Consider the following 14631-nt stretch of genomic DNA (forward strand, 5'->3'; position numbering starts at 1 on the left):
ATTGGCGAAAATGTCGCGGCAAGCTCGAAAAAACAAGGAAATCCCGGGTTGAAACTCAGTGATATCGCGCGGTTGGCCGGAGTGTCCGTGACCACCGCCAGCTACGTCATCAACGGCAAGGCCGAACAGCAACGCATCAGCACCGCGACCGTCGAGCGGGTGCGGGCGGTGGTCGATCTGCACGGCTTCACGCCAAACCCTCAAGCGGCCGGGCTGCGCAGTCGGCACACGCGCACGTTGGGCTTTATTCTGCCGGATCTGGAAAACCCCAGTTACGCGCGGATCGCCAAGCTACTTGAGCAAGGTGCGCGGGCGCGCGGCTATCAATTGCTGATCGCCAGTTCCGACGATGCGCCGGACAGCGAGCGGCAGTTGCTGCAACTGTTCCGTGCGCGCCGTTGCGATGCGCTGATCGTCGCCAGTTGCCTGCCGGCCGGCGATGACAGCTATCGGCAGTTGCAGGCCAAAGGTCTGCCGATCATCGCCATCGACCGGGTCATGGAACCCGAGCATTTCTGCTCGGTGATCAGTGACGACCGCGAGGCCAGCCTGCACTTGACCCAGAGCTTGCTCGATCCGCAACCGAAGCAGATCGTACTGCTCGGCGCGCGCCCGGAACTGAGCATCAGCCAGGAACGTGCCGCCGGTTTCAAAGAGGCGCTGGTCGACTTCAAAGGCGAAGTGCTGGTCGAACATGCTGAATCTTTCAGCCGTGAGTGCGGCAAGCAATTGATGGAAGAACTCCTGCAACGTCTGGGGCATTTGCCGGATGCACTGGTGACGACTTCCTACGTGCTGTTGCAGGGTGTATTCGATGCGCTGCATGACTTCCCGTTGAAATCGCGGCCACTGCGCCTCGGCACCTTCGGCGATACGCAGTTGCTGGATTTCCTGCCGCTGCCGGTCAACGCTATGGCCCAGCAGCACCAGTTGATCGCCGACAAGGCGCTGGAACTGGCGCTGGCCGCCGTCGAGCAGTCGGAGTACAAGCCCGGTGTGCAGGCCATCGCGCGGACCTTCAAGCAGCGTATCCACCAGGACTGAGCCGTGGAGCTGATCGACAGCCACACCCACCTCGATTTCCCCGACTTCGACGCCGATCGCTCGGCGTTGCTCGCCGAATGCCGCGCCCTCGGAGTGCGGCGGATGGTGGTGTTGGGTGTCTATGAAGGTAACTGGCAACGGGTCTGGGATCTGGTGCAGAGCGATGCCGATTTGTATGCGGCATTCGGTCTGCATCCGGTGTATCTCGATCAGCATCGTCCCGAAGATTTGTCGGCACTCGGTGATTGGCTAACCCGGCTGCATGGTCATCGACAGTTATGTGCGGTGGGCGAGATCGGTCTGGATTACTTCATCGAAACCCTCGACCGCGCGCGGCAACAGGCGCTGTTCGAAGCGCAGCTGCAATTGGCGGCGGATTTCCAATTACCGGCATTAATCCACGTTCGCCGTAGTCATGCGGCGGTCATCGCAACGCTCAAACGCTTCAAGCTCAAACGCGCGGGGATCATCCATGCCTTTGCCGGCAGCCGTGAAGAAGCGCGGGAGTACATCAAACTGGGTTTCAAACTGGGTCTGGGCGGCGCGCCGACCTGGCCGCAGGCGTTGCGCATGCATCGGGTGCTGGCGGAACTGCCGCTGGAGTCGATCGTGCTGGAAACCGATTCACCGGACATGGCGCCTGTCATGTTTCCCGGTCAGCGCAATAGTCCGGCGCACTTGCCGGCGATCTGTGAGGCGCTGGCCGAGTTGATGAAGATCAGCCCCGAACATTTGGCCACCGCCAGCACCGCCAACAGCTGCGAAGTCTTCGGCTGGTAAAAAACAATCCTTGTGGGAGCGAGCCTGCTCGCGAAAGCGGTGAGTCAGGTGACAGCGATGTCACTGACAGATTGCATTCGCGAGCAGGCTCACTCCTACAGGGGATTTGTGTATGGCTCAGACGCGGAAGGCGCTGATCAGTTGTTTAAGCTCAACGACCTGAGCTGACAGCGCCCGGCTGGCATCTTCGGTCTGGTGCGCCCCCTGCGCCGTGCGCTCGCCGGCGCGGTTGATCTCGACGATGTTCTGGTCGATATCGTGGGCCACCGCCGTTTGCTGTTCAACGGCAGCGGCGATCTGCTGGTTCTGATCGACGATCATACCGACCGCCCCGAGGATGTTTTCCAGCGCCTGCTGAACCTTTTCCGACTGCCCCACCGTGCCGTTGGCCATCTGATGGCTGACGCCCATGGCTTTCACCGCCGCGCCGACACCGCCGTGCAGCTTGGCGATCATCTGTTCGATTTCTTCGGTCGATTGCTGGGTGCGTTTGGCCAGCGTGCGCACTTCGTCCGCCACCACCGCAAAACCACGTCCCTGTTCGCCGGCACGAGCCGCTTCGATCGCGGCGTTGAGCGCCAGCAGGTTGGTCTGTTCGGCGATGCTCTTGATCACTTCCAGTACACGACTGATCGCTTGGCTATCGCTGGCCAATTGGTTGATCACCAGCACTGACTGGTCAATCTCGCTGGCCAGCGCGGCAATGCTGCCCTGCTGCGATTCGACCAAGCCACGACCACTGATGGTCTCGTCATTCACGCTGTGAGCACTGCTCACCGCTGCGGCGGCACTGCGCGCCACTTCCAGTGAGGTCGCCGACATCTGATTCATCGCCGTCGCCACTTGTTCGATCTGCGTACGTTGCCCGGCGACCGCCTGATTGCTCTGCGCGGAGACGCTTTCAACCTGTCCGGCCTGACGCTCGACCTCGCCGACGGTCTGACCCACCCGCTCGATCAAGTCGTGAATCTTCCTCACCGTGCCGTTGAACACCTCGCCCAATTCACCCAATTCATCGCGACTGCTGGCCTTGAAGTTGACCGTCATGTCACCGGCCGCGACCTTGTCCATCATCGCTCCGAGGCGTTTAAGCGTGGTGCGGGTGGAGGCGTAGAAGCCCCCGTAGAGGTAGAAAATCAACACGAACACCACCGACAACGCCACGGCCTGCAAGACCATGTGCGTGCGGTTCTGCGCCAGACGCTGCTGCAATTGAGTATCGAGGAATTTCAGCGCGGCTTCGTTGAGCTGGTAAGTCCGCTCGATCAGCCCGGTGACCTGATCGTAAAACGCCTGCCACGGCGCATCGAGCGTGTCGGCCATCACCACTTGTTCTTCGAACAGTTCGCTGGCCTGTTTCAGCGAGGCCTTGCTGCTCTCGGCCGCCGCGCTGAGGTTGTCCCGCGCGGCTTTGCTGGAGCCGAGGGCGTCCTGCAGTTTCAAACCGTATTCGGCCTGGAGCTTTTCGATCTGCACCATCAACTCGTCGAAACGTGTGCTTGAAGAGCTGTTGAGAAAACCCTGACCCAATGAATACGAACCCATGGCCCGGCCTTCGCCGAGAGTTTGCGTGACAGTCGGCGTGACCAGGGTGACCAGTTCGCTGAGCTGACGGATGTCGCTCTGGTTGTCGCGGCTGAGCCCGGCCTGACTGCTGATGATCTGGCTGAAAATCTGCGCACTGGCCAACAGTTTGCCGATCAACGCGCTTTTGCTCTGCAAAGAGTTTTCCGCTTGCTGGGCCTTGAACGCGGCGATCATTTCATCGCGTTTGCCGTCGAAGACCTGGACTTGCTCAGGATCTTCAGTCATCGCCGTCAGTCCTTGCAGGCGTGCCAGAACCGCTTGTTCGAGCGTGGTGATCTGCGCCTCGACATTGCCGGCCTTGCCGGACTGGCCGAGGGTGACGTTGATCTGCACCAGATTGTTGAGGGTTTCCAGATCCCGGCGCAGGGCCAGGCTGCTGCCCAGCAGATCAAGGCTTTGCAGCTCGACGCGGGTGCCCTGGAATTCGCGATAGGAATCGCGCACCAGATAGAAATTGGTCACCAGCATCGGCACCAGGAACAGCACGCTGATCAGGCTGAACTTCATGCCGAAGCTCAGACGGTTCATCAGCGAGACGGCGGGATAGAGCAAGCTCTTCACTGGAAGTCTCCCTTGGTTTTTCTTGTTTTTATTGGCAGGCGCGGGGCGACAGCAGATAGCCACTATCGGGCGCCATCTCTGTATAGCTCAAATCGAAGGGAGGTTTTGTAACTTAAGGTTAACGACAAAAAGATCGCAGCCTGCGGCAGCTTCCACAGGAAACACACAATCCCTGTGTAGGAGCTGCCGCAGGCTGCGATCTTTTGATCTTTCTTTAAATCAGTGAAATCAGTGAACCAGAACCGTCCACAAGGCAAAACCGGCATACCACAGCACCGCCGCGCGCAGCAGCAGTTCCCACAGGCAATCGAGGGTGTTGATGCCGTCCGGCCCGACCACGGGAGGTGGAATCTCCCCCGCCGCCAAACCGACCCGGTTGATCAAGTGCGCAGCACTGATGTTCCAGTTGAGCAACTCATGCAGCATCACCCGACTGACCGCGACAAAGTTGCCGACCAGCGCCAGACTCGCCGCCAGCAGACGCACTGGCACCCAATCAAAGGCATGACGCATTTGCGCGGCGCGCTCGACCACTGCCGGGGTCTTGCCATGCTCTTCGGCCAGCGCCAGCAATCGATAAGCCAGCGCCGCGACCGGACCGAGCAGGAAATACCAGAAAATCACCGCGAAGAAGCTTTGATACGCCTCCCACAACAAATGCCCCTGCACGCGATCGAGTAATTGCTCGCCACTGTCGGCGCAGATATTCAGATCACGCTTGGCCACGTGCGCTGCGGCTTGCAGATCCTCACGGCGCCAGGCATCGCGAAACGGCCCGAGACCGCCGAGCAAGTCGCCGCGTCCCAGACTGTAAATCACCACCAGCAAATGCACCGGCAGCGCCAGCAAGCCATAGGCCACCGGTTCCAGCACCACCAGCAACAGCGCCAGCAAGGCCAGCGGAAACACCACCAGAATCGTCAACACCAGCCAGGGTTGCTTAGCCAGCCGCTCGCTGGCTTCGAGTTTGTTCAGTTCGCGGATCCATCCGCCATCGCGTTGAACCCGATGACGCAGGGCCGAAAACTTCTCGATCCACAGCGCCAGCAGTAACACCAGAAAACTCATTGTCCTTCCTCTTGTGCCAGGGCTGCGCGGTAACGTGCCCAGTCGAATGCCGGGCCAGGATCGGTCTTACGCCCGGGTGCTATGTCGCTGTGCCCACAAATGCGGGCGCCGGTGATGGCCGGAAATGCTGTTTGCAACTGGCGGGTCAGCGCCGTCAACGCCTGATACTGCGCGTCGGTGAACGGCAGATCATCGGTGCCTTCGAGCTCGATGCCCACGGAAAAATCGTTACAGGTTTCCCGTCCATCGAAGACCGACACGCCGGCATGCCACGCACGCTCAAGACAGGAGACAAACTGGGTGATCTTGCCGTCACGTTCAATCAGAAAATGCGCCGAGACGCGTAGGTCAGCGATCCCTGCAAAGTAGGGATGTTCGGTGACATCCAGACGATTCTGGAAAAATTCCTGCACCTTGCCCGTGGCGAACTGCGCCGGCGGCAGACTGATGTTGTGGATGACCAACAGGGAAACTTCGCCCGCAGGGCGCTCATTGAAGTTGGGTGATGGGCACACCTGCACCCCGTGACACCACCCGCTAGCGGGATCCAACTGCATACCGATTCCTTCAACGCCGACTGTGTTGGCGCCCAGTATGCCGTGATCGGCCCCCGGCGCGCGATCACTTGGCGCGATTGAGTCGCCGCAGGTTGCCCAGCACCGACTCCAGCGCACGGTCGAACAGTAAGGTGTCGTCCAGAGCACGCACCGCACCGCGCTCGAATTCCAAGGCCAGCGTAACGCGACTGCGCTCCAGCACCTTCATCCCGGTGCGATCGACAAATACATATTTGCCGGTGGCTTCGATGATGGCCGCGAGCTTGCAGCGCAGACTGTGTTCATCGTCTTCCTGAAATGCCACCCAACTGCCCAAGCGCAGTTGCTCGACCTGGCGCAGACCCGCGGCGTCGTGGGGCAAGCGTACCGGCGTCAGCGCCATGCCGCCCTCGTCGGCGGTTTGCAGCACGATCTGCTGCGACACCTCGATCATCGGCGCGGCCGGATCCGCCTCGACGGAACGCTCCAGCACCCGCACATGCAGGGCTTCAAGTTCACTGAAAAATTCGCTGGTGGCGAATGGATCGAACGCCGAACTGGTCAGGCCATCACGCAGAGACTTGAGCAAACCCGGCACCAGTGCCAGCAAGCGCAGACTGGATTCAGTGTCTGCATGACGCTGCACACTCCAGATCAATTGCTCCATGGTGTGCACATCGGCCTGCCATTCAGCTGACTGATCGCCATGCTTGAGGCAGGTCAGCAGAAGTACTTTGCTCCAGGCGTCCTGGACGAAGGTGACCACCGAGGGCGGCAGGGTTTTGCCCAGCAGTGCTTGATTCAGCGCCCGCTCGACCCGACGCCTTGCCAGTTCGGTCTTCGCTCGCCCCTCTTCGGCGTCACGCAGGCGCTGTTCAAGCAGCTCGCTGCGGCGGCGCTGATCGCTGGTGAACGCGAGAAAATCAGCCAGTAACTCGGAGAAAATCGCCGGATCATCGACAAAGTCAGTCAGCAGGCGCTGCACCACTTGCTCGATGCGCAGGTACAAGCTGTCGCGCGCCTCACCGTCGCAGTCGCCCCAGCCCATCGCCGCCTCGGCGATTTCGTTGAGCAGGCGCCGCGCCGGATGGGTGCTGCGACTGAAGAAACTCTTGTCGAGCACCGCGACCTTGAGCATCGGGATCTGCAACCGCGCGATCAAGGCCTTGAGCGAATCCGGTACATTGCGGTCTTCAAGAATGCAGTCGAAGACCATGGCGATCAGGTTGATCACGTCTTCGTCCGCATCGCCGACGATCCGCGATTTGCCGCTTCTGACGCTGACCCGGGTCAGCAGTTGTTCGAGCTGATTGCGCAGATCGAAGTCATCCTGAGCCGCCAGCGCCGGCACGTACTGCTGCAGGTGCGAGAGCAGGCGCAACAGATCGCGAGTGGAAATCGGCTGCGCCGCAGCGCTGGACTCCAGCGTCGGTGCGACACTGCCGCGCACGTGTGCGAGCAATTGCTGCAGCGCGGCGAAGACCTCCTGCACGCTTTCGTCGACGGGTGGCGTGTCGTCGCTTTCCTCGCTGCTCACACTGGCGATCGCACGATCGATCGATCGCCGCGCAGGGGCGGCTTTTAACTCGGGCAACACACCGGTGGCGAGCAACAATTGATTGGCTTCGGCATAAAGCTGTTCGGTGTCAGCCAAGACATAGCGCTCGAACAGTTTGAGCAGGATCAGCTTGACCTTGATCTCTACGCCCAGGTTACGTCCGGCCTGGAGGAAAAACTCGCAGAGCATGGCCGGACCGAGCGGGTTGTGCTGATCATTGAGGGTATTGCCGAGCAGCGCGTTGAGGCGCGCGGTCAGTTGATCGAGCGCGAAGCCGTCACGCTTGAGCACGCGACCGACCATGGTCTCGACCGCCACACTTCGTTCCATGTCGTCGCTACGCGGAGCGAACTCGTCGTACATGAGGGCATGCGGCAGTGTGTTGGGCGTGGAATCGTATTGAGTCAGGCCGACGAAGGCTTCAAAGAATTGCTCGAGAAAGCCGCGTTCGATGTTTTTGCGTTTCAGACGCAGGTCGCGCATGGCTTCGAAGAAGATGTTCTGCTCGACGTCGTTGCGCGCCCGGTCGGCCATTTCAAACAACGTGTCGTCGGCGTTATCGAACAGCTCCTGCAAGCCGTGGCGCAGTTGCTGGGCAGCCTTGTCGCGAACCTGAAGCAGAATCACAGGCAGGCGGGCGAGCGGCGAGTGATTCGCCTGATCGGTAGCAGCCTTGTGCAAAGGCACTACTTTCCCGTCGTTGTGCATCCAAGCCTCCTGAAACGGTGATTCGTTCGGTCAAGCCAACCCGGATCCCTGTGGGAGCGAGCCTGCTCGCGATAGCGGTGTGTCAGCCGCAGCAATGTCACTGAAAGAATGCATTCGCGAGCAGGCTCGCTCCCACAAGTCCAATCAGGACGTCAAAGCTATGACGTCAAATGCAAGGCGAATTATCTTTCATAACTTGCACCCGGCGCCATAGCCGTCAGGGTTTCCCCTATACCGCCCCTTTCAGTGACCACGTCTGGCCGGGTTTGCTCAAAGAAAATCGACCGGATGCAGGCAAGCACGCAAGTTCTCGCCTTGGGTTGGCTCGCGCCATGCCCCTATAATCGAACCACTTTGTTTGTGGAGCCCGTTATGCCGAATCTACGTCTCGCCGATTTGACCGCCGAAATCGAAGCCAACGTGCGCCGTGCGTTGCTCGAAGACATCGGCAGCGGCGACATTACCGCGCAACTGATCCCGGCCGAACGCCTGGCCAAAGCCACCATCATCACTCGCGACGCGGCTGTCATCTGCGGCACCGCGTGGGTCGATGCCGTGTTCCGTCAGCTCGATCCGCGGGTCGCGGTGCATTGGCAAGTGGTCGATGGCGAGCGGGTAAAGCCCAATCAACCGTTATTTCATCTGGAAGGCCCGGCCCGTTCGCTGCTGACCGGTGAACGCAGTGCGCTGAATTTTCTGCAATTGCTTTCCGGCGTGGCGACGCGCGCGCAGTACCTGGCCGATTTCGTCGGTACCACTCAGGTCAAACTGCTCGACACCCGCAAGACTCTGCCGGGTCTGCGTCTGGCACAGAAATACGCGGTGACCTGCGGTGGCTGCCACAACCATCGCATCGGTTTGTACGACGCGTTCCTGATCAAGGAAAACCACATCGCCGCCAGCGGTGGCATTCCACAAGCCATTGCCGCCGCGCACAAGATTGCGCCGGGTAAACCGGTGGAAGTCGAAGTGGAAAGTCTGGATGAACTGAAAGAAGCACTGGCTGCCGGCGCCGACATCATCATGCTCGACGAACTGAGCCTGGACGACATGCGCGAAGCCGTACGCCTGAACGGCGGCAAGGCGAAGCTGGAAGCCAGCGGCGGCATCAACGAAAGCACGCTGTTGCCGATCGCCGAAACCGGGGTGGATTACATTTCGATTGGCGCAATGACCAAGGATGTCAAAGCGGTCGACCTGTCGATGCGTCTCAGCCTTTAAACAGCAGCGACAAGATGCGAGCTACAAGCTACAAGCTACAAGCCAAAGCGCTTTTGCTTTGACTTGTAGCTTGAAACTTGTAGCTCCTAGCTGCTCTTAGACGACAAGATTGTTCATTTCGCAGTACTCGTCCCACTCGACACCCAGCACTTCGGCCGCCTCTTTGTGCAGAACGAGGCGCTGCGCCTCGAACTCCTCCGGCGTGCTCGTGTACTTGAGCGTCAGTTCCCACGGCTGCAAGCCCTGGGCTTCGGCTTCGTCTTCGAAGGCCCACTGGATCTGGTCCTTCTGATCATCAGGACTCAGGTCCTTGATCTCTTCTTTCAGGTCCGGTACGTCCAGAATGTACTTTTCCAGCGCTTGTTCGTGACGTTGCTCTTGAGTTAATTCGGTCATGGCGTTCTCGCTGATCTTAGGAATGGAGGATGGATCTGGATCATCAAGGATCTCTCTGACGCGGATTTGTCCGGCCTTCGGAACCATTCGGGATCATCTGAAAACTGCTGGGCGATGCTCATGCAGGCTCCGAATATAGGACGTTTGCATGACGAATTACACGGCTCTTTACATCTGTCCCACAAAAAGCTGACCTGCGGAACATAAATACGATTTTCGAGTCATAGCGATGTGCCACTTCGGCACTTCTTCGCTGTTCACAAGGATACCCAGTGATGCGCAGCTTCTCGAAAATCTCTTCTGTTGTTTCTGCCACCGCTCTGATCGCCGCTTTGGTTCTGCCGGCCAGTGCAATGGCTGTTGAATTGAGTAACAGCAGCGCTTCCTACGGCGACAAGGTTTCGCTGATTCACAACGACTACGGCAAAGACGTGGTGATCAGAAGCGATGTCAGCATCGATGACCTGAGAAAAATGCGCGATACCATGAGCGAGCAATCGCGCCAGATCGAAGAACTGAAACGCAGCAGCGGTTCGAGTTCAAGCTCCAGCGGCAAGGAAATCGATGATCTGAGAAACAAGGTCAAAGACCAGGACCGTGAACTGGACACGCTCGGTCGTCAGGTCGAAGACCTCAAGCGCAACAGTGGCTCCAGTTCCAACTCGAACAGCAGCGAGATTTCGAATCTGAAACAGAAGATCAACGATCAGGATCGAGCCATGGATCAGCTCAAACGTACCGTCGAGGATCTGAGCCGCAAGGTGAAATAAGCGAGGATGGTGCCCGAGACAGGAATCGAACCTGCGACCTTCGCGTTACGAGTGCGCTGCTCTACCGGCTGAGCTACACGGGCGGTGGGCTAAACCTAGCACCGGTTCTGAAGTCCGGCAACTTCGCAGAATGTCTCGATATTTCGCAGACAAAAAAATGCCCCGCCGTTTTCACGGCGGGGCATTTTTATTGCGTTAAAGCCTGGGGGTGATTAAACGCCCGAAGCCTTGGCCGCTGCCACGTCTTTGATGGACAGCTTGATACGGCCGCGGTTGTCCACGTCCAGTACCAGCACTTCCACTTCCTGGCCTTCTTTCAGGATGTCGGTCACTTTCTCTACGCGAGCGTCGCTCAGCATCGAGATGTGGACCAGACCGTCCTTGCCCGGCAGGATGTTGACGAATGCGCCGAAGTCGACGATGCGCTCAACCTTGCCGACGTAGATCTTGCCGATCTCGGCTTCAGCGGTGATGCCCAGAACGCGCTGACGTGCAGCTTCAGCGGCTTCCTTGGTTTCGCCGAAGATCTTGATCGAACCGTCGTCTTCGATGTCGATCGAAGCCTTGGTTTCTTCGCAGATCGCACGGATGGTCGCGCCACCTTTACCGATAACGTCACGGATCTTGTCGGTGTCGATCTTCATCGCGATCATGGTCGGAGCGTTGGCCGACAGTTCGGTACGCGACTGGCCGATGATCTGATTCATCTGACCGAGGATGTTCAGGCGCGCTTCCAGGGCTTGGCCCAGAGCGATCTCCATGATTTCTTCGGTGATGCCTTTGATCTTGATGTCCATCTGCAGCGCAGTAACGCCTTTGGCGGTACCGGCTACTTTGAAGTCCATGTCGCCCAGGTGATCTTCGTCACCGAGGATGTCGGTCAGGACGGCGAATTTCTCGCCTTCTTTAACCAGACCCATGGCGATACCGGCAACCGGCGCCTTCATCGGCACACCAGCGTCCATCAGGGCCAGGGAAGCGCCGCAAACGGAAGCCATCGAGCTCGAACCGTTGGATTCAGTGATTTCCGAAACCACACGGATGGTGTACGGGAACACGTCAGCGGCTGGCAGCATGGCCGAAACCGAACGACGGGCCAGACGGCCGTGACCGATTTCACGACGACCAGCGCCACCCATGCGACCACACTCACCCACCGAGAACGGAGGGAAGTTGTAGTGCAGCATGAACGGGTCTTTTTTCTCGCCTTCCAGGGTGTCCAGCAGTTGTGCGTCACGGGCAGTACCCAGTGTTGCAACGACCAGAGCCTGGGTTTCACCACGGGTGAACAGCGCCGAACCGTGAGTCTTCGGCAGAACGCCGACTTCGATGTTCAGCGGACGTACGGTTTTGGTGTCGCGACCGTCGATACGTGGCTTGCCGTTTACGATGTTTTCGCGAACGGTGCGGTATTCGATTTCGCCGAAAGCGGCTTTGACTTCGCTGGACGAAGGCTGGCCTTCTTCACCGGACAGCTTGGCAACAACCTGATCCTTCAGCTCACCCAAGCGAGCGTAACGGTCGGCCTTGACGGTGATGGTGTAAGCCTGGGAGATCGCTTCGCCGAACTCGGCACGGATAGCGCCCAGCAGTTCGGTGGCTTCTGGCGCCGGAGCCCAGTTCCAGGTTGGCTTGGCAGCTTCAGCGGCCAGTTCTTTAACAGCGTTGATCACAACCTGGAATTCGTCGTGAGCAAACAGTACCGCGCCCAGCATCTGGTCTTCGGTCAGCTCTTTGGCTTCCGATTCAACCATCAATACAGCGTCGGAAGTACCGGCAACGACCATGTCCAGGCTCGAAGCAGCTTGCTGCTCGTAAGTCGGGTTCAGCAGGTAGCCAGTGCTTTCGTGGAAAGCAACGCGAGCTGCGCCGATCGGGCCGTCAAACGGGATACCCGAGATGGCCAGGGCAGCCGAGGTACCGATCATCGCAGCGATGTCCGGATCGGTCTTCTTGCTGGTGGAAACGACGGTGCAGACTACCTGCACTTCGTTCATGAAGCCTTCTGGGAACAGCGGACGGATCGGACGGTCGATCAGTCGGGAAGTCAGGGTTTCTTTCTCGGAAGGACGGCCTTCGCGCTTGAAGAAACCGCCAGGGATCTTACCGGCAGCGTAAGTCTTTTCCTGGTAGTGAACGGACAGAGGGAAGAAGCCCTTGCCCGGATCGGCTTGTTTTGCACCGACTACAGTCACCAATACGCTGACGTCGTCGTCAACGGTGACCAATACTGCGCCGGAGGCCTGACGGGCGATACGGCCAGTCTCGAGGGTAACGGTCGATTGACCGAACTGGAATTTTTTGATTACCGGGTTCACGGTGTCCTACCTTCTTTGTGGCTCTTGGGGGAACTGGTTTCTTGCGAATTCTTGGGCAATGTCGGGAATCGGCCCAACCGTTGTCCGGGGTAAAACGTGTATCCAGATAAAACTTGAGGCTGGGAGCCTGCAAGACGCCGGCGGTAAACCGCTGACGTCCGACAGACCACCAACCTCATAGCGCAATCGCTGATTAGCGACGCAGACCCAGGCGAGCGATCAGAGCGCTGTAACGGCTCACGTCCTTGCCTTTCAGGTAGTCCAGCAGCTTGCGACGCTGGTTTACCATGCGGATCAGACCACGACGGGAGTGGTGATCTTTACCGTTGGCCTTGAAGTGACCTTGCAGTTTGTTGATGTTGTGGGTCAGCAGTGCAACTTGCACTTCTGGCGAACCAGTGTCACCAACAGCTTGCTGGTAGTCAGCAACGATTTGAGCTTTTTCTTGAACGTCGAGAGCCATGAGGCAATCCTTTTATCAGGAAACTGTTTCAGGGAAACAGCTTCAACAGGCCAGGGACAAATCCCTGTATCTATAAATGAGTCGTGACCGTGCCTGTTAACAGCCACACTCGCCGACCTGCTGTTACACAGGCCGGTTCCGGTCATTCTGACCGAATCAAACGACGTGGCGCGATGCGCCCGTCTTCGCTCACTTCACCGATACCGATGAAGCGACCATTGTGATCCTGTACCCGTACCATGCCGAACTTCGGAGCATCCGGGGCACGTACCGGCTGGCCATTGAGCCAGTAGAACGCACTCGCTTCGGAGAAGTGCAGCAACGGCCAATCCAGCAGGCCGCTGTCCGATGGCATCAGGAAGCGATCGACCGCTTCGTTGCCGCCTTCGGCATGTACCGCTTCCAGCTCTTCGAGGGTAACCGTCTGCGCCAGGGTGAAAGGCCCGGCCTGGGTACGGCGCAATTCAGCGACGTACGCACCACAACCGAGTTGCTCACCAATATCCTCCACCAGGGTGCGGATATAGGTGCCTTTGCTGCAGTCCACCGCAAGACGCGCAGTATCACCTTCGAAGGCCAGTAATTCCAAGCGCGCAATAGTAACAGAACGCGGTTCGCGCTCCACTACTTCGCCTGCACGAGCCAACTTGTACAGCGGCTGGCCATCACGCTTGAGCGCCGAGTACATCGGCGGTATCTGACTGATTTGCCCGCGAAATTTCGGCAGAGCCGCTTCGACATCGGCGCGACCAACGGTCACCGGGCGCTCCTGCAAAACCTCACCTTCGGCATCTGCCGTGGTGGTGGTCTTGCCCAACTGCGCCAGGGTTTCGTAACCCTTGTCAGAATCGAGCAGATATTGCGAGAACTTGGTGGCCTCACCAAAGCACAGCGGCAATACACCGGTGGCCAATGGATCGAGGCTGCCGGTGTGACCGGCCTTCTCGGCATTGAGCAGCCAGCGAACCTTCTGCAACGCGGCGTTGGAGGTGAACCCCAACGGCTTGTCGAGCAGGATGATGCCGCTGACGTTACGACGGATACGTTTGACCTGAGCCACCGAATTACTCCTTGGTGTCTTCAGGTTCAGCAGCGACCGGATGCTGATTGTCTTCAGCCACGGCACGCTCGATCAGGGCCGACAGGTGCGCACCACGCACGACGGATTCGTCGTAGTGGAAGTGCAATTGCGGCACGCTGCGCAGCTTCATTTCACGGGCCAATTGCATGCGCAGGAAACCTGCGGCGGAATTGAGCACCTTGATGCTTTGTGCGATGTCTTCAGCGTTGTCCTGGCCCATCACGGTGATGAAAATCTTCGCGTGACCGACGTCACGGCTGACTTCCACTGCAGTAATGGTGACCAGACCCACGCGTGGATCCTTGACTTCACGACGGATCAGCTGGGCCAGCTCGCGCTGCATCTGATCGCCGATACGTTGGGTACGGCTGTATTCTTTTGCCATGATTTTGTTACCTGTTACTGCCCGGCGGTGAAACCCGCCAGGTCTGAAAGCGGCAAACGCCCGGCCTGACAAAAGCCAGACCGGGCGTTGCGTTTAGAGTCCGGGTGATGCGCCACACTGTTTAGTGCGGCCGGCCATCACGGCTCCTGAAGTGC

General features: G+C 58.8%; 13 protein-coding genes and 1 tRNA gene. 4 read left to right on the forward strand and 10 right to left on the reverse strand.

Going from position 1 to position 14631, the window contains the following annotated elements:
• Positions 1-48 precede the first annotated feature (48 nt).
• Together cra and ACOYXJ_RS05220 are read left to right on the forward strand one after the other, a co-directional pair.
• Entirely contained in the window at positions 49-1044 is a 996-nt protein-coding gene (cra, locus tag ACOYXJ_RS05215; protein ID WP_095119519.1) for a catabolite repressor/activator, read from the forward strand.
• A gap of 3 nt (positions 1045-1047) precedes the next feature.
• Positions 1048-1824 carry a TatD family hydrolase gene (locus ACOYXJ_RS05220; RefSeq protein WP_460368260.1) on the forward strand — a complete coding sequence of 259 codons (777 nt, stop codon included), beginning with the start codon at positions 1048-1050 and terminating at the stop codon, positions 1822-1824.
• A gap of 117 nt (positions 1825-1941) precedes the next feature.
• On the opposite strand, the gene ACOYXJ_RS05225 is transcribed toward ACOYXJ_RS05220, so the two are convergent.
• The 4 genes from ACOYXJ_RS05225 to ACOYXJ_RS05240 form a co-directional block, all read right to left on the reverse strand.
• The gene (locus tag ACOYXJ_RS05225; protein WP_460368262.1) at positions 1942-3972 is read right to left on the reverse strand and encodes a methyl-accepting chemotaxis protein; all 2031 of its coding nucleotides are present in this window, start codon (positions 3970-3972) and stop codon (positions 1942-1944) included.
• A gap of 228 nt (positions 3973-4200) precedes the next feature.
• Positions 4201-5040 carry a regulatory signaling modulator protein AmpE gene (ampE, locus tag ACOYXJ_RS05230; RefSeq protein WP_460368264.1) on the reverse strand — a complete coding sequence of 280 codons (840 nt, stop codon included), beginning with the start codon at positions 5038-5040 and terminating at the stop codon, positions 4201-4203.
• A complete protein-coding gene (gene ampD / locus ACOYXJ_RS05235) occupies positions 5037-5597 on the reverse strand; it encodes a 1,6-anhydro-N-acetylmuramyl-L-alanine amidase AmpD (RefSeq protein WP_102900723.1) in 561 nt (186 codons plus the stop codon). The genes ampE and ampD overlap by 4 nt, the downstream gene beginning before the upstream one ends.
• 64 nt (positions 5598-5661) lie before the next feature.
• Positions 5662-7842, reverse strand: a complete 2181-nt coding sequence (locus ACOYXJ_RS05240; RefSeq protein ID WP_460368266.1) for a DUF1631 domain-containing protein — start codon at positions 7840-7842, stop codon at positions 5662-5664.
• 372 nt (positions 7843-8214) lie between these two features.
• Between ACOYXJ_RS05240 and nadC the strand changes: the two genes are divergently transcribed.
• The gene (nadC, locus tag ACOYXJ_RS05245; protein ID WP_016986492.1) at positions 8215-9063 is read left to right on the forward strand and encodes a carboxylating nicotinate-nucleotide diphosphorylase; all 849 of its coding nucleotides are present in this window, start codon (positions 8215-8217) and stop codon (positions 9061-9063) included.
• A gap of 96 nt (positions 9064-9159) precedes the next feature.
• Here the strand turns inward: nadC and ACOYXJ_RS05250 are convergent, their stop codons facing one another.
• The gene (locus ACOYXJ_RS05250; RefSeq protein WP_034154593.1) at positions 9160-9459 is read right to left on the reverse strand and encodes a DUF6388 family protein; all 300 of its coding nucleotides are present in this window, start codon (positions 9457-9459) and stop codon (positions 9160-9162) included.
• Between the two features lie 275 nt (positions 9460-9734).
• On the opposite strand from ACOYXJ_RS05250, the gene ACOYXJ_RS05255 reads away from it, so the two are divergent.
• Positions 9735-10229: a hypothetical protein gene (locus tag ACOYXJ_RS05255; protein WP_150705911.1), complete on the forward strand. Its 495-nt coding sequence runs from the start codon at positions 9735-9737 to the stop codon at positions 10227-10229.
• A gap of 7 nt (positions 10230-10236) precedes the next feature.
• Here ACOYXJ_RS05255 and ACOYXJ_RS05260 read toward each other — a convergent pair.
• From ACOYXJ_RS05260 to rbfA, 5 genes are all read right to left on the reverse strand, one after another.
• Positions 10237-10312: transfer RNA gene (locus ACOYXJ_RS05260), tRNA-Thr, on the reverse strand.
• A gap of 129 nt (positions 10313-10441) precedes the next feature.
• Positions 10442-12547 (reverse strand): polyribonucleotide nucleotidyltransferase, encoded by a 2106-nt coding sequence (gene pnp, locus ACOYXJ_RS05265; protein WP_186615915.1) that lies wholly within the window; start codon positions 12545-12547, stop codon positions 10442-10444.
• Positions 12548-12740: 193 nt separating this feature from the next.
• Positions 12741-13010 carry a 30S ribosomal protein S15 gene (rpsO, locus tag ACOYXJ_RS05270; protein WP_003197723.1) on the reverse strand — a complete coding sequence of 90 codons (270 nt, stop codon included), beginning with the start codon at positions 13008-13010 and terminating at the stop codon, positions 12741-12743.
• A gap of 142 nt (positions 13011-13152) precedes the next feature.
• Positions 13153-14070: a tRNA pseudouridine(55) synthase TruB gene (gene truB / locus ACOYXJ_RS05275; RefSeq protein WP_034154423.1), complete on the reverse strand. Its 918-nt coding sequence runs from the start codon at positions 14068-14070 to the stop codon at positions 13153-13155.
• 4 nt (positions 14071-14074) lie between these two features.
• The gene (gene rbfA, locus ACOYXJ_RS05280) at positions 14075-14476 is read right to left on the reverse strand and encodes a 30S ribosome-binding factor RbfA (RefSeq protein WP_008088344.1); all 402 of its coding nucleotides are present in this window, start codon (positions 14474-14476) and stop codon (positions 14075-14077) included.
• Positions 14477-14631 lie beyond the last annotated feature (155 nt).

The organism is Pseudomonas sp. Tul2A7 (assembly GCF_054790505.1).